This is a genomic window from Bordetella bronchialis, assembly GCF_001676705.1.
Lineage (GTDB): Bacteria > Pseudomonadota > Gammaproteobacteria > Burkholderiales > Burkholderiaceae_B > Bordetella_C > Bordetella_C bronchialis.
Genome location: NZ_CP016170.1, coordinates 5,771,144 through 5,791,322 on the forward strand (window position 1 = coordinate 5,771,144; position 20,179 = coordinate 5,791,322).

Sequence of the window (20,179 nt, forward strand, 5' to 3'; positions counted from 1 at the left end):
CCGTAAAATCGCGGCGATGAGCAAGCCCCAGACTCCTTCTTCCAAGAAAGAAAAGCCCGATTCGAGCGGCTCCCCCTTTGTCCGTTTTTTCTTCAAACTGGGCATTTTCTGCGCCGGCCTGGCCGGTTGCGGACTCCTGTTGGGCGGCATGGCGCTGGCCCTGGCATGGCCGAACCTGCCGGACCTGCACGCCATGACGGACTACCGCCCGCGCATCCCGCTGCGGGTCTTTACCGCCGACAAGGTGCTGATCGGCGAATTCGGCGAAGAACGGCGCAATGTGCTGCGCTTCAACGAAATCCCGGATGTCATGAAGTCGGCCGTGCTGGCCGCGGAAGACGACCGTTTCTACCAGCATGGCGGGATCGACTGGACGGGCGTGGTGCGCGCCGGGCTGACCAACCTGATCAGCATGTCCAAGTCGCAGGGCGCCAGCACCATCACCATGCAGGTGGCGCGCAATTTCTATCTTTCTTCCGAAAAGACCTACACCCGCAAGTTCTACGAGCTGCTGCTCACGTTCAAGATCGAGTCCAGCCTGAGCAAGGACCAGATTCTTGAGCTCTACATGAACCAGATCTACCTGGGCCATCGCGCCTATGGCTTCGCCGCCGCGTCGCGCACGTATTTCGGCAAGCCCCTGTCGCAGATCACACCCGCCGAAGCGGCAATGCTGGCCGGCATCCCCAAGGCGCCCTCGCGCTTCAATCCGATTTCCAACCTGCCGCGCGCGGAATTGCGCCAGCATTACGTGCTGGGACGCATGCGCGGCCTGGGATACCTGACCGACGCGGAATACCAGCAGGCGATGGCGCAACCCATCGTCATCAAGTCGGCGGAAGGCACGCCGGCCGGCGGCTATTCCATCCATGGCGAATACGTCGCCGAGCTGGCCCGCCAGCTGCTGTACGGCGTCTACCAGGACAACGTATATTCGCGCGGCATCAATATCTACACCACGGTGCAGTCCAAGGACCAGGAAGTGGCATACCGCGCGGTGCGCGACGGCGTGCTCGATTACACGCGGCGCGCGCCCTATCCCGGTCCGGAAGCCCAGCTGGACCTGCCGGCCGGCGTCGAGAAAGACCCTCAAGCCCTGGATGACGCGCTCGACGGCGTGCTGGACAAATATTCCGACAGCGACGACCTGCTGGTCGGGCTGGTCCTGTCCGCCAGCCCCACCGAAGTGAAGGTGGCCCGCAGCTCGCGCGAGATCATCACGATCACGGACAAAAAGGTACTGTCGGTCGTCGCCCGCGCCCTGAACCCCAAGGCCAAGGACGACCTGCGCATACGCCGCGGCTCGGTGGTGTACATCCGCAAGATCGGCCCGGACGACTGGGAGATCCTGAACATGCCGGCCGTGCAGGCGGCCTTCGTGTCGATGTCGCCCCAGGATGGCGGCATCCGCGCCATGGTGGGCGGCTTCGATTTCTATCGCGGCAATTTCAATCGCGTCACGCAGGCGTGGCGCCAGCCCGGCTCCAACATCAAGCCCTTCATCTATTCCGCCGCGCTGGAGCGCGGCTTGACGCCGGCCACGCAGATATCCGACCAGCCCTTCGCGCTGAGCGCCGCGCAGACCGGTTCCAAGGCCTGGGCGCCCAAGAACTACGGCAACGAGTACGAGCCCATGCTGACCATGCGCCAGGGCCTGTACAAGTCCAAGAACATGGTCTCCATCCGCATTCTGCAGGCCATCGGGCCGCAGTATGGCCAGGACTACCTGACCCGCTTCGGTTTCGACAAGTCGCGCCAGCCGGCGGTATTGCCGCTGGCCCTGGGCGCGGGCTCGGTCACGCCCCTGCAACTGGCCGGGGCCTATTCGGTATTCGCCAACGGCGGCTACCGCGTCACGCCCTACCTGATCGACCGCGTCACCGACAGCAGCGGCAAGGTCATCATGCAGGCCAAGCCGCTGGTCGCGGGCGATTCGGCGGCGCGCGCCATCGATCCGCGCACGGCCTTCGTCATGGACGACATGCTGCGCGGCGTGGCCACCTACGGTACCGCCGCGCGGGCCCGCGCGGTCCTGAAACGCAGCGATATCGCCGGCAAGACCGGCACCACCAATGAATCGGTCGATGCCTGGTTCTCCGGCTATACGCCCAGCCTGGAAGCGACGGCTTGGCTGGGCTACGACCAGCCGAAATCCCTGGGCGCGCGCGAAACGGGCGGCGGCGTGGCCCTGCCGATCTGGCTAAGCTACATGCAGGAAATGCTCAAGGGCGTGCCGGAACAGAAACAGCGCCCGCGCCCCGACGGCCTGCTCGTGGAAAACGGCGAGTTCTATTTCGCGGAATTCCCGCCCGGCCAGGCCGTGGCGCGGCTGGGACTGCCGGCGCCCGGCTCCGACAGCCTGGGCGACCTTTTGAATACGCTGCGCGCGGCCAATGCGGACGGCAGGCCGTCCGGGACCAGTTTCGGCGAAGGATCGGTGCCCGGGCAGTAGCCGCCGGGAGCCCCGGCGTCCCTGGGGCCCGCGCGCGCGACCCTGGGTTGCCGGTCTTATCCCCCCACGGATACCGCGCGCGTCGGCTAGACCTTGACCGTGACCGGCACGCCGGCCGCCTCGGAGCAGATCTGCGACAAGGCATCGTGCAGGGGCGGCCCGCCGCGGGTATCCAGCCAGTGCTGGCCATCGTAGCGATAATGAAAGCCGCCGCTGCGCGCCGCCACCCAGATTTCCTGCATGGCAGCCTGGCTGTTGACGACGACGTGCGTGTCGTCCTCGAAGACCAGGGTCAATACATTGCCGCTGCGATTGGCTTCCACGTCCACGTCGAGGGACCCGGCCCAGTCATCGGCCTGGCTTTCGATACGGTCGAGCACCTGCTCCGCCAACGCAAGAAATTCGGTTTCGTTCATAATCCAGTCTGCAAGAATTACGGAGTTCCCAGTGTCCCACCCGGCATACAGCCGTACCGCTCTCCGCATTGTAGCGACGCTGGCTGCGGCCGCGTCGCTGGCGGCCTGCGGCTACAAGGGCCCGCTCATTCCGCCATCCCAGGCACCCACGCTGCGGCCGCCGCCCAAGGTGATCGCGCCGCTGACCTTCCGCGCCGCTCCCGGCGTGCAACTGGGCACCGCCCTACCCGATTATCCGCCGTCCGCCACCGAACGATGACCGCTTCCACTTCCGCGCCGGCACAGCCGGCCGGCCATCCGCATTTCCATTACCAGGACGGCATGCTGCACGCCGAAGGCGTCCCGCTGCAAACGCTGGCGGACCGCCTGGGCACGCCGCTGTACGTCTATTCGCGCGCCGCCTTGCGCGCCGCCTGGGAATCGTACCGCGAGGCCACCGCGGGGCGCGACGTCCTTGTGTGCTACGGCATGAAGGCGAATTCCAACCTGGCGGTGCTGAACGAATTCGCCACGCTGGGCGCGGGTTTCGATATCGTTTCCGGCGGCGAGCTGCATCGCGTGCTGTCCGTGGGCGCGGATCCCGCCAAAATCGTATTCTCGGGCGTGGGCAAGCAAGCCTGGGAAATGCGCAAGGCGCTGGAGGCGGACGTAAAGTGCTTCAACGTCGAATCGGAAGCCGAACTGCATCTGCTGTCGGATGTGGCGGTGTCGCTGGGCAAGACGGCCCGGGTGTCGCTGCGCGTGAATCCCGACGTGGACGCGGGCACGCACCCGTATATTTCGACGGGACTGAAGGAAAACAAGTTCGGCATCGCCATCGCGGACGCGCCCCGCGTGTACCGGACGGCGGCGGCACTGCCGGGCCTGTCCGTCACGGGCGTGGATTGCCACATCGGCTCGCAGATCACGGAAGTCTCGCCCTATCTCGATGCACTCGATAAGCTGCTGGATCTTATCGACGGACTGCGCGCCGCCGGCATCGAGATCGAGCACCTGGACCTGGGCGGCGGACTGGGTATCCGCTACACGGACGAGACGCCCCTGCGGCCGGCCACGCTGCTGGACCCGGTGTACCGGCGCCTGGCGTCGCGGGGCTTGCAGCATCTGAAGCTGATCATGGAACCGGGCCGTTCGCTGGTGGGCAATGCCGGTGTACTGCTGACGACGGTACAGTTCCTGAAGCACGCCGAGGCCCGCAATTTCGCGATCGTGGACGCGGCGATGAACGATCTGATCCGTCCGACGCTGTACGACGCCTGGCACGGCGTACTTCCTGTACGGCCGCGCGGCGGGGCGACCCGGGAATACGACGTCGTGGGCCCGGTGTGCGAAAGCGGCGACTGGCTGGCCAAGGGCCGCGCGCTGGCGGTGGAACGCGGCGATGTGCTGGCGATCGAGTCGACCGGCGCCTATGGGATGGTCATGGCCGGCAACTACAACACGCGTCCCCGGCCGGCGGAGGTCATGGTCGACGGAACGGAATTCCACGTGATCCGGCAGCGGGAAACGCTGGATGACCTGCTGCGCGGGGAAAGCACGCTGCCTTAATGGCCGTGACGGTGGCTATCGCAGGGCATCTTGCCATTGCCGTTCGTCGGTGATGCCTGCATAAGGCAGGCTTGCTATTGCTCTCTGTGTTGATACCTGCGTCGGATGGCTTGCTATTGCCGTCCGTCGGGGGAGATGCCTGGCGTGTCCGGCCCGGTCGGCCGGTCCAGCGCCTTCGCGCTGGACTACCGCGTCGTCTTCCTCGTCCGGCGGCCGAAGTGGCGGTGTTTTTCTTGCGGTTTTTTTGCCCGGCCGACCTCCCTACGGAAGCCCTCGCGCGGCCTCCGACGGGCCGGCCCCGCCAGGCATCTCCCCCGCCGGACTCACAGAGTGCCTTAGTCGCGGCTGCTGTGACCGTCTTTGTTCTTGGCCCTTCGTGGACCGGGGTTTTCGGGTTGAGAAAGATCTGCCGTTGCCCGTCGTTTTCAGGCCGCCCTGCGCGGCCCGAAAACGCCTACGCGACCACGGAATGCGGCGGTTGCTGGCACGGGGTGAGCCGGGATCTGAAGTTTAATCTTGGCCCGCGCAGGGTGGGGGCGACAAGTCGGTGTGGCGGGCCGCCAGCCGGCCCGCCACACCGTAGGCACCGAGGCTTGCCACGGATGCTGGCGATAGGCACCGCCGCAAATCGATAAGAGACGGCGTCGATCAAAGGACGGCGTCGGGGTATCCGACACTCGCCTGATCGGGATGACCACTGCGACGATGCCCGATCCGGTCTTATCCGAGCGCGATAGCGCCGGCCCATAATCTGTGTTCACACCGATCCCGGCAATCGCGCCAGCGCCGCATCGCGCCTATGCCACCATCCGTGGCAAGCCCCGGTGCCACGGTGTGGCGGGCCGGGGGGCGGCCCGCCACACCGCCTTGTCTCCCCCCACCCCGCGCGGGCCAAGATTCACTCCGATTCCCCGACCTCCGCATTACCTGCAACGGCGACATTACCAACGCCAGTGCCATCACCAGCAGCCGTCGCATCACCGGCAACCATCGCGTTACCCACAACCACCGCATGCCCCCACCGCGTAGGCGTTTCAGGGCCGCGCAGGGCGGCCCTGAAACGACGGGCAACAGCAGATTCTTCTTAACCCGAAAGCACCACCCACGAAGCGCCAAGAACAAAGACCGCCCCAGCAACCGGCGCTAAGGCACACCGTGAGTCCGGCGGGGGAGATGCCTGGCGGGGCCGGCCCGTCCGAGGGCGCGCGAGGGCTTCCGTACGTAGGACGGCCGGGCAAAAAAACCGCAAGAACCCCAACGCCACTTCGGCCGCCGAAGGAGGAAGACGAAGCGGTAGTCCAGGGCGAAGGCCCTGGACCGCCCGACCGGGCCGGACACGCCAGGCATCTCCCCCGCCGGACGGCATGAGCAAGCCGGACGGCACGAGCAAGCCAACGGCACAAGCAAGCCGACGGCATGAACAAGCCGACGGCACCAGCAAGACGCGCCCACATCGCACGCCCCCCCGATCCGCCAGCAACCGCCCCCCCCCAGAAGCCCGCCTACAACTGCCCGTACGAATGCAAGCCGGACAGGAACATGTTGACGCCCAGGAACGCGAACCCCGTAATCAGCAGCCCGACCAACGCCCAGTACGCCGCCATCGCCCCCCGCAGCCCCTTTATCAGCCGCATGTGCAGCCAGGCGGCGTAGTTCAGCCAGACGATCAGCGCCCAGGTTTCCTTGGGATCCCACTGCCAGTAGGCGCCCCAGGCATCCGCCGCCCATAGCGCACCCAGGATGGTGGCCACGGTGAAAAAGGCGAAGCCTACGGTGATCGCCCGGTACATGATGTCGTCCAGCACCTCCAGCGGCGGCAGCGCCGCGGCCACGCGGCGGCGGCCCAGCAGGATGGCGCCGATGATCACCGCGCCCAGGCCGAAGTACTCCATCCACGCCGCCGACAATCCCTTGGTGCGAAAGACCATGGGTTCGGCGCACAGCAGCACGCCCAGCACGAACAGCGGCAGCAGCTTGCGCCAGGAGGTCGTTTCGCCGTTCTCCTTCACCAGATAGGCGAACCCTACCATCGCGGACAGCGAGAATGTGCCGTAGCCGATGAAATTGGCGGGCACGTGCAGCTTCATCCACCAGCTCTTGAGCGCCGGCACCAGCGGCTGGATCTGCGCCGCGTCGCGCGTAAAGGCATACCAGAGCAGGAACATCACGGCTGACGAGATGACCAGCAACACGAAGCCACCCAGGGCCCGTGTGGCGTAGCGGCGTTCGTAGTACAGGTAGAAGAGTGCCGTGATCAGCGAAAACAGCACGAACACTTCGTACAGGTTGCTGACCGGAATGTGGCCCAGGTCCGGGCCCATCATATGGCTTTCGCGCCAACGCACCAGCATGCCGGTAACGCCGGCGAACACGGCGCCCCAGGTCAGCGCGGTCCCCAGCCACGCCGCTGTCGGACTGAACAGGCCCAGCCAATAACAGGCCGTCGCCAGCACGAACAGCGCGGACATCCACAGGATGGCCGACTGCGAGGACAACAGGTACTTCAGGAAGAACACGTCCTCGGCCCGCGCCAGGTCATGGCCGTACAGCATCACCGCCAGCCCGCTGGCCAGGGCCACCGCGATCATCAGCCGGCGCAGCGGCCGCCACAGCCAGCCCAGCCAGGTCAGCACCACCACGGCGCCGCTCAGTATGAGTTTCTCGTAGTAGTCCATGGAGCCGGAAAAGCGCGTCAGCGCATAACCCGCTCCCACGGCCAGCAACAGGAAGAAAACGGCATCGGTCCAATCGGGACGCCCGCGCCGCACCCGCGCGTCGCCGCTTTCTGCCATCCCTTCCTGCCAAAGCTTGTCGTGCGAGGAAATTGCGGATTCGGACATGACTTGCACCCTCACTGCTTCAGGCGCGACAGCGCCTCTTTGAGCCGATCGAACTCACGATGGAAGTCCAGTGTACGCCGCTGCGATGTCATGGCCGCGTGCACCGTGCTGCCGCCACCGCCCGCGCCAGGCGCCACCCACACCCACACGCGCCGGTCGCGGATGTAGAACATACTGAACACCCCCAGCACCAGCAACAGGCTGCCCAGGTAGACCAGCCGCTTGCCCGGCGTGCGCGTGACCTGGAACACACTGGCCTGCACCTGCTTGAAATCGGCCAGGGTAAAGAATACCGGCGCCGGATACATCGCCAGGTCGGAAAGGGCGGCCACCGCCACGCGGGACCACACCGCGGCGCGCTCGCCGGCTTCGCCCTCCGTGGGCACCGGCGGGAGACCGGCGCGTTCGCGCTCCATCACGCGCAATTCGGCGACGCTGGCGCCGATCAGGCGCACGACGATATCGGCCGCCCGTTCCAGCTCGGCGGGCGGCGCATTGCTCTGCAGGAACCCGGCCACCGCCTGCAGGCCGCCTTCCGAGAACGTCTGCAAGGCACGTTCCGCCGCCGTCTGCAGGGGCTGGCGATCGCTGCCCACCGGCGCATTTTTTTCCGCGAAGCGGCGCGCCGCTTCCTTGCGCGCCGCCGGATCCGCCAGCAATGCCCGCAGGCGCATGAATTCCCCGACCGAGTTGTCGTCATCCGCCGGCAGGCGCAGGTAGCGGTAGTTTTCGCCGGCATTGTTGCGCACGCCGGCCAGGAACACCGGAAAGCCGTCCAGCTCCACCGGCAGCATGTAGTTGCGGAACTCGTGGGCCTGGCCGCTGGCATCGATCAGGCGATACTCGACGGCGGGCCCCACGTTGCGCAGGTGGGTGTTGGCCTTGCCCGCCGCGCTGCCGGCCACGGACGCCACGTTCTGGGCGAAATCGCGGGCCGGCTTGGGCGTGCCACCGGACAGGTCCTCGACATTGATGGGGCGCAGCGCGGTAATGTCCACCTTCAGGTCGCGCGCGTCGGCGGGCGCGTTCTTGCCCGTGTCGCTGCTTTTGCCGACGGTGCCGTCCAGCTCGAAAGGCGTGGCGTCGCCGCCCCGCAGCGAATAGCCGCGCAGCTGCACCGTGCTGCCGCCATCGTCGAAGCTGGACTGATAGACCGTCACGCCCTTGTAGCGCAGCGGTTCGTTGACTTCTATGGTTTTGTCGAACGTGGCGCCGGTGGCGGGATCGCGCACCTCCACTTCGCTGGCGAAGCGGCTGGGCATGCCGGTGGAGTAATAGTCGACGATGAATTTCTTCAGTGTCAGCGTGAAGGGGATAGGCTGGACCAGCGCGCCGTCACCCACCATTACCACCGCATTGTTGGCGCGGCCGCCCTCCGGCACCAGCATGCTGGACCGGAAACTGGGATTGTCGATCGACAAGCGGCCGCTGGCCGGCACATCGCTGATCAACATGTTCTCCACGATGGGCTTCTTGCCGCCCAGCCATACCTGCACGCGCACGGCCAGCTCGCTATCGAGCAATCCACCCACGCAGATCACGATCAGCGCGGTATGCGCGAAGATATAGCCCAGGCGGTTGGCGCTGCCTTTCTTGGCCGCCAGCAGCACGCCATCGCCGTCCTGGCGCTCCTTCACGGCATAGCCCAGCGACTTCAGCAGTTGGCGCACGCGCCCCACGTTGTCGGCCGGCGCCGCGCCACTGTCGAACTCCAGCCGTTGGGGGAACGCCCGCAGGCTGGACACGCGCACGTACTCGCGGAACGACACGGCGTCGCGCAGCATCTTGGGCGCGTTGCGCGTCAGGCATACCCCGGTGGAGACCACCAGGAAAGTCATGATCAGCAGGAACCACCAGCTGTTGTAGACGTGCCAGAGCGAAAACTTGTCGAAGAGCGCATACCAGAACGGGCCGAACTGGTCGATATAGGCCGACGAGGCCTGGTTCTGCACCAGCACCGTGCCGACGATGCTGGCCACGCAGATGAACATCAGCAGGCTGACGGCGAAGCGCATGGAGCCCAGGAGCTCCAGCAGCTCGGCCGGCAAGGCGCGCAGGTCGCGGCGAGGGGAAGGGGGGTTCTGATGCATGGGAAAAAGAAATCGCCTGACCGGCCGGGCGACCCCTTCACCAGGGCCGTTCAACCTGGATGGTTAACCGGCCTATAGACATCGCGCGCCCGTATTGGTTCGGGCGCGCCGATGGGCCGCTCAGCGCAGGCCGGCCGCGTAGTCGGAAACCGCCTTGATATCGTCATCCGTCATGCGGCTGGCGATATCGTGCATGGGCTCGCTGTTGTTCCGGCTGCCGTCCCGGAAAAGCTTGAGCTGCTCTTCGATATAGGAGGGGAACTGGCCCGACAGGCGAGGATATTGCGCGGGAATGCCGGCGCCGTTGGCGGCGTGGCAGGACGCGCAAGCCGGCACACCGCGGTCGGGCAGACCGGCGCGCCAGATGGTCTGGCCACGTTCGACCAGGGATTTTTGCCCGGCGGTGGCCGGCTCCTTCAGGCTCTGCTGGGACAGATACAGCGCGATGTTCTGCATGTCCTGCGGCGTCAGCGACTGGACAATGGCCGTCATGGGGGTGGGATTGCCGCCCGCGCCGTTGCGCAGCGGGACCTTGGCGCCCTGCTTGACCTGGAAATCGCCCAGTTGCTTGGCCAGGTACTCATGCGCCTGGGCCGACAGGTTGGGGTTGGTCGGTATCGTGCTGTTGCCCGCCGCGCCGTGACAGCTCGCACAGGCGATGATGCCGCGCGTCGCGTCGCCATTGGTGTAGAGCTGTTCGCCCTTGGCCGCATCCGGCTTGGCCGCCGGCGCGGTGGCATCGGCCGCGTAACCTGGAAAAACGGCGGTCGTACCCAAAACCAATCCGCCCACCACCAACATCCGGGACAGCACACGCTTCATGAAAACCTCGACGTTCGCAGCATCGACTCACGGCGCTGATACGCGCCGCTTATGATTTGCCTATGTTTTCCATTCGCCTGCCCAGACCTGCCGGTATACCCCGAGTTCTGTGATGCGACGCGGCGTGCTACACCGACAGCGGACTGACGCCCACCCTTGCAAACGCCGGATTATACAATAGGGCCCATACCCCTCCATTTGCGCCCCCCTCCCCGTGTCCCTACTCCATCGCGCCTCGTTTTTCATTTCGGCAGCCCGGCTGGACCAGCTGCCCCCGCCCGGCGCGCCGGAAGTCTGTTTCGTCGGACGCTCCAACTCCGGCAAATCCACCGCCATCAATGTGCTGACCAACCAGCGCCGGCTGGCTTTTTCCAGCAAGACGCCCGGCCGCACGCGGCTGATCAATATGTTCGGCCTGCCGGATCCCTACGATCCCGATCATCCCATGGGCTTCCTGGTGGACCTGCCGGGCTACGGCTATGCCGCCATCAGCCAGGGCGAGCGCGAAAAGTGGGCGGAACTGCTGGGCGGCTACCTGGCCACGCGCCCTTCGCTGGCCGGGGTCGTCCTGCTGATCGATATCCGGCGCGGCGTAACGGACCTGGATCGCCGGCTGGCCGACTTCATCGCGCCCACCGGACGCCCGGTGCTGGCCTTGCTGACCAAGGCCGACAAACTGCCCTACGGCCAGCGCATGCGCACGGTATTCGCGGTGCGCAAGGACCTGGCCGACATCGGCGCACTGCACACCGTGCCGTTCTCGGCGCCGGACCGCATCGGCCTGGAAGAAGCGGCCGAACACATCGAAAACTGGATTTCTCCCAAGGTAGTGCCATGAACCCTCACATCGTATCGGCGGGCTTTCCCGCCTCCCGGCCGCGCCGCCTGCGCCGCGACGATTTCACCCGCCGCCTGGTTCGCGAGAACACGCTCACCGCCAACGATTTCATCTACCCGGTCTTCGTCGCGGAGGGCAAGGGCCTGCGCCAGGACGTGCCGTCCATGCCGGGCGTGGTGCGCTACTCGCTCGACACCCTGCTGCCGGTTGCCGAAACCTGTCTGGAGCTGGGCATCCCCGTGATGGCGCTGTTCCCGGTCATCGACAGTTCGCTCAAGACGCCCGACGGCATCGAGGCCGCCAACCCGGACGGCCTGGTGCCGCGCGTCGTGGCCGAACTCAAGCAGCGCTTTCCGGAGCTGGGGCTGCTGACCGACGTGGCACTGGACCCCTACACCAGCCACGGGCAGGACGGGCTGATCGACGAATCCGGCTATGTGCTGAACGAACCCACGGTAGAGATCCTGGTCAAGCAGGCGCTGGTGCAATCGCAGGCCGGCGTGGACATCGTGGCGCCCAGCGACATGATGGACGGGCGCATCGGCGCCATCCGCCAGGCCCTGGAAGACGCGCAGCACATCCACACCCGCATCATGGCCTACTCCGCCAAGTACGCCAGCGCCTTCTATGGTCCCTTCCGCGATGCGGTGGGCTCGGCGGCCAATCTGGGAAAGTCGAACAAGGCGGTCTACCAGATGGACCCCGGCAACCTGGACGAAGCGCTGCGCGAAGTGGCGGCCGACCTGGCCGAAGGCGCCGACATGGTCATGGTCAAGCCCGGCATGCCGTACCTGGATGTGGTCCGCCGCGTCAAGGATGCCTTCCGCGTGCCCACCTTCGCCTACCAGGTCAGCGGCGAATACGCCATGCTGAAGGCGGCCGCCGCCAACGGCTGGCTGGACCATGACAAAGTCATGATGGAAGCCCTGCTTGCCTTCAAGCGAGCCGGCGCCGACGGCATCCTGACCTACTTCGCCATCGACGCGGCGCGTATGCTCAAGGGGCGCTAGGGCCCCGCGCGGCAACACGGTCCAGCGATTCGCCGAAGCGCGCCGCGTCCTGGAATCCGATCACGCGCACGTCGGCGCGTTCACGGCCGTCCGCATCGAAAAAGATGATTCCCGGCGGCCCGAACAGTCGGAAGCGCTTCAACAGGGCGCGGTCGTCCGCGTTGTTGGCGGTGACGTCGGCGCGCAGGAGCAGCATGCCCGACATCCGCGCCGCCACGGCCGGATCCGTGAACGTGAACTGCTCCATCTCGCGGCAGGACACGCACCAGTCGGCGTAGAAATCCAGCATTACCGGCCGGCCCGCGCCAGCGACGGCCGCATCCAGCTCGGCCAAGGACCGCACGGGCACGAAGTGCCCCTGGGCCGCCCCGGCTGCCGATGCCAGTTCCCCTGCCGGCAGGCCGGCGCCGGCCGCGGCGCGGTCGGCCGCCGCCAGCTGCGACAGCGGCCGCAGCACGTCGCGCCCGCCCGTCGCGGCGCCCACCAGCATCACCACCGCCACCAGCGCCAGCAAAAGCCCCGCCCCCTTGGCAAACATGCGGCCGGTACCGCCCGCCGGCGGCAAGGGCTCGAATGCGCGCAGCATCACGGCGCCCACCAGGCCCAGCAGGGCCCAGCCCACCATCTGCACCCACGCCGGCAGCAGCGGGATCAGCATCCACCAGGCGGTGCCCAGCAAGAGCATCCCGAAAAGCCGCTTGACGCCCTCCATCCAGGGGCCCGCCTTGGGCAGCAGCCGGCCCGCCGAGCCGCCCACGACCAATAGCGGAACGCCCATGCCCCAGGCCATGGCGAACAGCGCGGCCCCGCCCAGCACGATGTCCCCCGTCTGCGAGATATACAGCAGCGCCCCGGCCAGCGGCGCGGCGACGCAGGGGCCGACGATCAAGGCCGACACGGCCCCCATCACGAAGGCGCCCGTGCCCCGCCCGCCGGGCACGCGCGACAGCCAGTTATTCAGGCCCGACTGCATGCTGGCCGGCGCCTGCAGGGTGAAGACGTCGAACATCGCCAGCGCCAGGATCGCCAGCAGCGCCGCGAACAAGGTCAAGAGCCAGGGCGTCTGCAGCCACGCCGCCAGGCCGATGCCGCTCAATCCCGCGGCGACACCCAGCGCGGTGTAGACCAGCGACAGGCCCAGCACATACGCCGCCGCCAGGGCAAGGCCGCGACGCCGGTTGGCCGATCGGCCGGGGCCCGCGCCGACAATCACCGACGACAGGATGGGTATCATCGGCAGCACGCAGGGCGTCAGGGAAAGCAACAGGCCCAGCAGGAGGAACACGCCGGCCGTCTTCAGCAAACCCATGCCGGCGATGGCCCCCGCCAGGCCGACATCGTCGCTGCGCGCCAGCGTCCCGAGCCCCGCGGCGGGCGCGGCGGAAAATCCCGCGCTGCCGGCCGACAGGGAGACGGCGCCACCCGCTGCCGCCGCGGCGGCGGGATCCGCCGTACCGATACTCGCGATGCGGTACCCGCCAGCGGTCGGCTGTAGCGAGACGGTATGCGTCATCGGCGGATAGCAGACGCCCTTGTCGGCACAGCCCTGGCCCGTCACATTCAGCGTAAAGGCGGACGCCCCGGGACGCAGCGGCACCCGTATGGAGAGCGGCTGGTGATAGACCTCCATATTCTTGTCGAAGGTGGGGTCGTACTTCACTTCGCCGGCGGGATATACGGGGTCGCCCAGCGCCGCGGCACCGGCCGCATCCGCCGCGAAGGCGAAGCGTTCCCGGTACATGTAGTAGCCCTTGGCGACCTTGTAATCGATGCGCAGCGTCGCGGGCGCTTCCATGGTCGCGGCAAAGGGGAAGGCCTGTTCGGGCGCCAGGAAATCGTCGGCGGCGTGGGCGTAGGGCACGGCGACGACCAGCCAGGCCAGCATCAGGAGCACCGTCGCCAGGCACGCGCGCCACCGCGCAACAGGGCCGGAGCGACCGTCGCGCGACACGCGCGGGAACAGCCGCGCGGCCGGCAGGACGCCGCGCGCCGCGCCTGCGGCGGCGTGGCCGCCCGGCGCCGGTGGCGTCCGGACCGCTTCGGGCCTGGCGCCCATGGGAGATAACGCAGACATCGACGTCCTTTCTTGGATTCAGCCCTGCGCGGCCTCGTCGCGGGGCGCGGTCTGCTCACGCACCCAGTCGCGATAGGGCCGGGCGCTGGCGCTTACCGGCACCGCGACGATTTCGGGTACTTCGTAGGGATGCATGCGCGCAATGGCGTCCATCAGCGCATCCAGGCGGCCGGCGGTGGTCTTGAAGCACATCGGCACTTCCTCCGCGCCTTCCACTTCCCCCTTCCAGGTGTAGATGGACAGCATGGGCGCGCCGAGGTTCACGCAGGCGGCGAGCCTTTCCTCCACCACCACGTGGGCAATCCGCTTGGCCAGCAGGAGATCGGGCGCATTGCTGATGACCAGCACCATATCGTCGTCGTTCATCGTCCATAGCTCCAATATCCCGCTCGCGGCGCGGCATCATTCCCCGATTTTATCGGCAGGCGGCCGGCGCCCAAAAACAAAAAGCGAGCCAGAGGCTCGCTTTCCGCCGATGGGCATCGCTGGTGTTATTCAGCGCTTTCCGTTTCGGTTTCCGTGACTTCCGGACGGTCGACCAGCTCCATGAAGGCCATGGGAGCGTTGTCGCCCTGGCGGAAGCCCATCTTCAGCACACGGGTGTAGCCGCCGTTGCGGGACGCATAACGCGGACCGATTTCGGCGAACAGCTTGACCACGGCGTCGCGATCGCGCAGACGGGCAAATGCCAGCCGCTTGTTCGCCAGCGTGGGCTCCTTGCCCAGCGTGATCAGGGGTTCGATGACGCGGCGCAGTTCTTTCGCCTTGGGCAGCGTGGTCTTGATCGCTTCGTGGGTGATCAGCGAAACGGCCATGTTGCGGAACATGGCGAGACGATGACTGCTGGTGCGGTTGAGCTTGCGCAAACCATTACCGTGACGCATGACAATTTCCTTTTTGAATCTAGAGACGGCCTTGCGGCCGCCGGGTTGTCCGGGTCTTCTATCGGCATGCCATCATGCCGCGGCCCGGTGGCGGGAAACCGGGACCGCCGAAGCGGCCCGGGCAAAACAAGGTCTATCAGGGACGCTCGAGGCCCAGCGGGGGCCAGTTTTCCAGCTTCATTCCCAGCGTCAGGCCGCGTGCGGCCAGCACTTCCTTGATTTCGTTCAAGGACTTGCGGCCCAGGTTCGGGGTCTTCAGCAGTTCGTTCTCGGTACGCTGGATCAGGTCGCCGATGTAGTAGATGTTCTCGGCCTTCAGGCAGTTGGCCGAACGCACCGTCAGTTCCAGATCGTCGACCGGACGCAGCAGGACCGGATCGATCTGCGGCGTGCCGCGGACCGGGGCTTCGTAGGAGTCGCCGGCGCCTTCCAGCGCGGCGAACACCGAGATCTGGTCCATCAGGATCCGGGCGGCCTGGCGCACCGCTTCCTCGGGCGAGATGACGCCGTTGGTTTCGATGTCCAGCACCAGCTTGTCCAGGTCGGTACGCTGCTCCACGCGGGCGCTTTCCACGCCGTAGCTGACGCGGCGCACGGGGCTGAACGAAGCGTCCAGGACAATACGGCCGATCGTGTGCGTACGGTCTTCCGACAGGGCCCGCACGTTGCCAGGCACATAGCCGCGGCCCTTCTCGATCTTGATTTGCATCTCGATCTTGCCGGCTTCGGTCAGGTGGCACAGCACGTGGTTCGGATTGACGATCTCGACGTCGTGCGGCAGCTCGATGTCGCTGGCCAGGACCGCGCCTTCGCCCTGCTTGCGCAGCACCAGGGTGACTTCGTCGCGGTTGTGCAGCTTGAACACCACGCCTTTCAGATTCAGCAGGATGTCCACCACATCTTCGCGCACCCCCGCGATCGTGGAGTACTCGTGCACGACGCCGGTCATCTGGACTTCCGTCGGCGCATAGCCCGTCATGGACGACAACAGGATGCGGCGCAGGGCGTTACCCAGCGTATGACCGTAACCGCGCTCGAAGGGCTCCATGACGATCTTGGCATGGTGCGTCCCGACGGGCTCGACTTCGATGGAGCGCGGTTTCAGAAAACCTTGAGTGGACATTGACTTGTTTCCTTTTCAATACCCTCGGCTCGTTACACCGATAAGGCTGATGGAAGTGAGTGTGCGGACGCGTCCGGCAGGGTCGTGCCCTGGCATGGCGTCCCTTTCAAAAACCCGCAAACCCGCAAAGCCACAAAGGCCTTTGCGGGTTGGCAAGCGGGCGAAACTGCGATGAACCGGCGAACCGGCGGCCGGCGATCCGGCGGCCGGCGGCCTGGTCGTTGCACGTATCGCGTCGAGGATGGCGCCGCGCTGCCGCGGCGCACTTCATCAACGCGAATACAGTTCGACGACCATCGACTCGTTGACGTCGCGGGCGACGTCGGCACGATCCGGGGCCTGCTTGAAGACGCCGGTCATCTTGTTGGTGTCGACCTCGACCCACTGGGGCAGGCCGATGCTGGTGGCCAGGTCCAGCGACTCACGGATGCGAGCCTGCTTCTTGGCCTTTTCACGCACGGAGATCACGTCACCGGCCTTGACCAGCATCGAAGCGATGTCGGCGGTATGGCCGTTCAGTTCGATCGCGCGGTGGCTGACCAGCTGGCGCGCTTCGGCGCGGGTCGAGCCGAAGCCCATGCGATAGACGACGTTGTCCAGACGCGATTCCAGCAGCTGGATCAGCTTTTCGCCGGTATTGCCGCGGACGCGATCGGCTTCCTGGAAGTACTTGCGGAACTGCTTCTCCAGCACGCCGTACATACGCTTCAGCTTTTGCTTTTCACGCAGCTGCTGGCCGTAGTCGGAAGTGCGCGCACCCGAAGTCCGGCCATGCTGGCCAGGCTTGGAATCCAGCTTGCACTTGGAATCCAGCGAACGACGGGCGCTCTTCAGGAACAGGTCGGTGCCCTCGCGCCGCGAGAGCTTGCATTTGGGTCCAATATAACGAGCCACGAGGATTCCCCTTAAATACGACGACGCTTGGGCGGACGGCAGCCGTTGTGCGGGACGGGCGTGATATCGGCAATGCTCGAAATCTTGATGCCCAGCGCGTTCAGCGCGCGCACCGACGACTCACGGCCAGGGCCGGGGCCCTTGATACGCACTTCCAGCGTCTTGATGCCGAATTCCAGCGCGATGCGGCCGGCCGTTTCGGCGGCAACCTGTGCCGCGAACGGGGTCGACTTGCGCGAGCCCTTGAAGCCCGCGCCACCCGACGTCGCCCAGGACAAGGCGTTGCCCTGGCGGTCGGTGATGGTGATGATGGTGTTGTTGAAGGACGCGTGGACGTGCGCGATGCCGTCCGACACGTTCTTCTTGACCTTTTTGCGCACGCGCGAGGCGCCGCTGGTAGAAGCTTTCGCCATAATCCTGTTCCTCGATTATTTCTTCAGGGACGCCGCAGCACGACGCGGACCCTTGCGGGTACGGGCGTTGGTGCGGGTGCGCTGGCCGCGCACGGGCAGACCGCGCTTATGACGCATGCCACGGTAGGTGCCCAGGTCGATCAGGCGCTTGATCGACAGTTGCACTTCGCGGCGCAGGTCGCCTTCGACGGTAAACACACCAACGTGTTCGCGGATACGCTCCAGCTCGGCGTCGGTGAGATCCTTGACCTTCTTGGTCGTCGGCACATTAGCAGCTTCGCAGATCTTGCGGGCGCGCGTACGACCAATGCCAAAAATGGCGGTCAGGCCGATCTCGGCGTGCTGATGCGGCGGAATGTTGATGCCAGCAATACGGGCCATGACTGTTCCTTGAATAATCTATTGCGTGGGGGCCGAGCGATCAGCCCTGACGCTGCTTGTGCCGCGGGTCGGTGCAGATGACGCGCACCACGCCGTGGCGTTTGATGATTTTGCAGTTGCGGCAGATCCGCTTAACCGATGCCAATACTTTCATGGGTGACTCCCTGTTATTCCGTAAACCTGCCCGCCTACTTCGCGCGGAACACGATCCTGGCTCGCGTCAGGTCATAGGGCGTGAGCTCCACTGTGACCTTGTCGCCCGGCAGGATCCGGATGTAATGCATGCGCATCTTGCCGGAAATATGGCCCAGCACCACATGGCCGTTTTCAAGCTTGACGCGGAACGTCGCGTTGGGGAGGTTTTCCAGAACCTCGCCCTGCATCTGTATGAATTCGTCCTTTGCCATTCTCTTCGCTTAACGCATCGGCAGGTTCGAGTTCGAGCCCTTGAAGTTGGCCTTCTTGAGCAGTGAATCGTACTGGTGCGACATCATGTAGGCCTGAACCTGAGCCATGAAGTCCATCGTCACCACGACGATAATCAACAGCGAAGTGCCGCCGAAGTAGAACGGCACGTTCCAACGCATCACCAGAAATTCAGGGAACAGGCACACCAGGGTGATGTACAGCGCTCCCGCCAGCGTCAGGCGCATCAATATCTTGTCGATATAGCGCGCGGTCTGTTCGCCGGGACGGATGCCAGGGACGAAGGCACCGCTTTTCTTCAGGTTGTCTGCCGTTTCGCGGCTGTTGAATACCAGAGCCGTATAGAAAAAGCAGAAGAAAATGATTGCGGCCGAATACAGCGTGATGTACAGCGGCTGACGCGGCGACAGGGCGGCGGCCAGGTCGCTCAACCAGCGCATGTGCTCGCTGCTCGAGAACCAGCTGGTGATCGTCGCCGGAAACAGGATGATCGACGAAGCGAAGATCGGCGGGATCACCCCGGCCATGTTCAGCTTCAGCGGCAGATGCGAGCTCTGGCCGCCATAGATCTTGTTTCCGACCTGACGCTTGGCATAGTTGACCGTGATCTTGCGCTGGCCGCGCTCCACGAACACCACGAAAGCCGTCACGACGATAACCAGGGCCACGATGAACAGCGCCGACAGCACCGACATCGAGTTCGTCCGCACCAGGTCCAGCAAGCCAGCCAAGGCAGTCGGCAATCCCGCCACGATACCCGCGAAGATCAGGATGGAGATCCCGTTGCCCAGGCCACGCTCGGTGATCTGCTCGCCCAGCCACATGATGAACATGGTGCCGGTCAGCAGCGTGATCACCGTCGTGAACCGGAACAGCATGCCCGGGTCCGTCACCAGGCCCGGCTGCGATTCCAGCGCGACCGAAATACCCACCGCCTGCACCAGCGCCAGCACCACGGTGCCGTAGCGGGTGTACTGCGTGATCTTGCGGCGGCCTGCCTCGCCTTCCTTCTTCAGCGCTTCCAGCGATGGGACGACCACCGACATCAGCTGCATGATGATGGATGCCGAGATGTACGGCATGATTCCCAGCGCGAAGATGGAGAACCGCGAGAGTGCTCCGCCGGAAAACATGTTGAACAGGCCCAGGATCCCGCCCTGATTCTGCCGGAACAGATCAGCCAGCGCGTCCGGGTTGATGCCCGGAACGGGAATGTGGGTGCCCAGGCGGTAAACCACCAGGGCGAGCACGAGGAATACGAAACGGCGCTTCAGATCGCCGTATCGCGGTCCAGTCTTGCCCAGTGCCTGTGCGTTAGCCACTGATCACCTCTCAGGCGAGCGAACCGCCCGCGGCTTCGATGGCGGCGCGAGCGCCGGCCGTAGCGGTGATGCCCTTGAGCACCACCTTGCGCGACAGTTCACCGGACTTGATGACCTTGGCATAGCGGACCTGCTGGCCGACCACGCCGGCCTGCTTCAGCACCTGGACGTCGATTTCGTCGACGGGTACCTTCTGCAGGTCGGACAGGCGGACCTCGGCATACAGGTGCTGGCCCAGGGGCGTGAAGCCACGCTTGGGCAAGCGGCGCTGCAGCGGCATCTGGCCGCCTTCGAAGCCGACTTTGTGGAAGCCGCCCGAACGCGATTTCTGACCCTTGTGGCCACGGCCGGCGGTCTTGCCCAGGCCGGAACCGATGCCACGGCCGACACGGCGCTTGGCATGCTTGGAGCCCTCGGCGGGCTTCAGCGAGTTGAGTTGGATTTCGGACATCGCGATTCCTTAGACTTCCGTGACGGTGACCAGGTAATCCACAGTACGGATCATCCCGCGCACCTCGGGCGTATCTTGCAGGACGCGCGAGCTATTGATACGGCGCAGGCCCAGGCCGCGCACGGTGTCGCGGTGGGATTGCTTGGTACCGATAACCGAGCGCACCAGGGTGACTTTGATCTGCTTCTGAGCCAT

Annotated in this window: 21 protein-coding genes; 5 read left to right on the forward strand and 16 right to left on the reverse strand. The window is 65.6% G+C overall.

Going from position 1 to position 20,179, the window contains the following annotated elements; translation table 11 throughout:
• The first annotated feature begins 16 nt into the window (after positions 1 to 16).
• On the forward strand, positions 17 to 2,452 hold the full coding sequence (locus BAU06_RS25365; RefSeq protein ID WP_066357270.1) for a penicillin-binding protein 1A: 2,436 nt from the start codon (positions 17 to 19) through the stop codon (positions 2,450 to 2,452).
• Positions 2,453 to 2,538: 86 nt separating this feature from the next.
• Here the strand turns inward: BAU06_RS25365 and cyaY are convergent, their stop codons facing one another.
• On the reverse strand, positions 2,539 to 2,868 hold the full coding sequence (gene cyaY, locus BAU06_RS25370; RefSeq protein WP_066357274.1) for an iron donor protein CyaY: 330 nt from the start codon (positions 2,866 to 2,868) through the stop codon (positions 2,539 to 2,541).
• 31 nt (positions 2,869 to 2,899) lie between these two features.
• Between cyaY and lptM the strand changes: the two genes are divergently transcribed.
• Both lptM and lysA read left to right on the forward strand, forming a co-directional pair.
• On the forward strand, positions 2,900 to 3,127 hold the full coding sequence (gene lptM / locus BAU06_RS25375; RefSeq protein WP_066357278.1) for an LPS translocon maturation chaperone LptM: 228 nt from the start codon (positions 2,900 to 2,902) through the stop codon (positions 3,125 to 3,127).
• Complete coding sequence (lysA, locus tag BAU06_RS25380) at positions 3,124 to 4,416, forward strand: diaminopimelate decarboxylase (protein ID WP_066357282.1); 1,293 nt, start codon at positions 3,124 to 3,126, stop codon at positions 4,414 to 4,416. Before lptM ends, lysA begins: the two co-directional genes overlap by 4 nt.
• A gap of 1,502 nt (positions 4,417 to 5,918) precedes the next feature.
• On the opposite strand, the gene ccsB is transcribed toward lysA, so the two are convergent.
• From ccsB to BAU06_RS25395, 3 genes are all read right to left on the reverse strand, one after another.
• Positions 5,919 to 7,256, reverse strand: coding sequence for a c-type cytochrome biogenesis protein CcsB (gene ccsB / locus BAU06_RS25385; protein WP_066357290.1), 1,338 nt, complete (start codon positions 7,254 to 7,256; stop codon positions 5,919 to 5,921).
• Positions 7,257 to 7,267: 11 nt separating this feature from the next.
• The gene (locus BAU06_RS25390; protein WP_082993903.1) at positions 7,268 to 9,271 is read right to left on the reverse strand and encodes a cytochrome c biogenesis protein ResB; all 2,004 of its coding nucleotides are present in this window, start codon (positions 9,269 to 9,271) and stop codon (positions 7,268 to 7,270) included.
• Between the two features lie 195 nt (positions 9,272 to 9,466).
• Positions 9,467 to 10,168 (reverse strand): c-type cytochrome, encoded by a 702-nt coding sequence (locus BAU06_RS25395; RefSeq protein WP_197509391.1) that lies wholly within the window; start codon positions 10,166 to 10,168, stop codon positions 9,467 to 9,469.
• Positions 10,169 to 10,382: 214 nt separating this feature from the next.
• Between BAU06_RS25395 and yihA the strand changes: the two genes are divergently transcribed.
• Positions 10,383 to 11,006, forward strand: coding sequence for a ribosome biogenesis GTP-binding protein YihA/YsxC (gene yihA / locus BAU06_RS25400; RefSeq protein WP_066357300.1), 624 nt, complete (start codon positions 10,383 to 10,385; stop codon positions 11,004 to 11,006).
• Complete coding sequence (gene hemB / locus BAU06_RS25405) at positions 11,003 to 12,016, forward strand: porphobilinogen synthase (protein ID WP_066357306.1); 1,014 nt, start codon at positions 11,003 to 11,005, stop codon at positions 12,014 to 12,016. Before yihA ends, hemB begins: the two co-directional genes overlap by 4 nt.
• Here hemB and dsbD read toward each other — a convergent pair.
• The 12 genes from dsbD to rpmD form a co-directional block, all read right to left on the reverse strand.
• Positions 12,003 to 13,901: a protein-disulfide reductase DsbD gene (gene dsbD / locus BAU06_RS25410; RefSeq protein WP_066359782.1), complete on the reverse strand. Its 1,899-nt coding sequence runs from the start codon at positions 13,899 to 13,901 to the stop codon at positions 12,003 to 12,005. The genes hemB and dsbD overlap by 14 nt on opposite strands.
• Before the next feature lie 207 nt (positions 13,902 to 14,108).
• Positions 14,109 to 14,456, reverse strand: a complete 348-nt coding sequence (cutA, locus tag BAU06_RS25415) for a divalent-cation tolerance protein CutA (protein WP_066357313.1) — start codon at positions 14,454 to 14,456, stop codon at positions 14,109 to 14,111.
• A 125-nt stretch (positions 14,457 to 14,581) separates the two neighbouring features.
• The gene (rplQ, locus tag BAU06_RS25420) at positions 14,582 to 14,974 is read right to left on the reverse strand and encodes a 50S ribosomal protein L17 (RefSeq protein ID WP_066357316.1); all 393 of its coding nucleotides are present in this window, start codon (positions 14,972 to 14,974) and stop codon (positions 14,582 to 14,584) included.
• 136 nt (positions 14,975 to 15,110) lie between these two features.
• A complete protein-coding gene (locus BAU06_RS25425; protein ID WP_066357323.1) occupies positions 15,111 to 16,097 on the reverse strand; it encodes a DNA-directed RNA polymerase subunit alpha in 987 nt (328 codons plus the stop codon).
• A 270-nt stretch (positions 16,098 to 16,367) separates the two neighbouring features.
• Positions 16,368 to 16,991, reverse strand: a complete 624-nt coding sequence (rpsD, locus tag BAU06_RS25430) for a 30S ribosomal protein S4 (protein WP_066357330.1) — start codon at positions 16,989 to 16,991, stop codon at positions 16,368 to 16,370.
• 11 nt (positions 16,992 to 17,002) lie between these two features.
• Positions 17,003 to 17,404, reverse strand: a complete 402-nt coding sequence (rpsK, locus tag BAU06_RS25435; protein WP_066357337.1) for a 30S ribosomal protein S11 — start codon at positions 17,402 to 17,404, stop codon at positions 17,003 to 17,005.
• 15 nt (positions 17,405 to 17,419) lie between these two features.
• On the reverse strand, positions 17,420 to 17,785 hold the full coding sequence (gene rpsM, locus BAU06_RS25440) for a 30S ribosomal protein S13 (protein WP_066357338.1): 366 nt from the start codon (positions 17,783 to 17,785) through the stop codon (positions 17,420 to 17,422).
• Between the two features lie 40 nt (positions 17,786 to 17,825).
• Entirely contained in the window at positions 17,826 to 17,939 is a 114-nt protein-coding gene (gene rpmJ / locus BAU06_RS25445) for a 50S ribosomal protein L36 (RefSeq protein WP_066357345.1), read from the reverse strand.
• Between the two features lie 34 nt (positions 17,940 to 17,973).
• On the reverse strand, positions 17,974 to 18,192 hold the full coding sequence (gene infA / locus BAU06_RS25450; RefSeq protein WP_066357346.1) for a translation initiation factor IF-1: 219 nt from the start codon (positions 18,190 to 18,192) through the stop codon (positions 17,974 to 17,976).
• A gap of 9 nt (positions 18,193 to 18,201) precedes the next feature.
• Positions 18,202 to 19,533 carry a preprotein translocase subunit SecY gene (secY, locus tag BAU06_RS25455; RefSeq protein ID WP_066357348.1) on the reverse strand — a complete coding sequence of 444 codons (1,332 nt, stop codon included), beginning with the start codon at positions 19,531 to 19,533 and terminating at the stop codon, positions 18,202 to 18,204.
• A gap of 10 nt (positions 19,534 to 19,543) precedes the next feature.
• Positions 19,544 to 19,984: a 50S ribosomal protein L15 gene (gene rplO / locus BAU06_RS25460; RefSeq protein ID WP_066357350.1), complete on the reverse strand. Its 441-nt coding sequence runs from the start codon at positions 19,982 to 19,984 to the stop codon at positions 19,544 to 19,546.
• A 9-nt stretch (positions 19,985 to 19,993) separates the two neighbouring features.
• Entirely contained in the window at positions 19,994 to 20,179 is a 186-nt protein-coding gene (gene rpmD / locus BAU06_RS25465) for a 50S ribosomal protein L30 (protein ID WP_066357352.1), read from the reverse strand.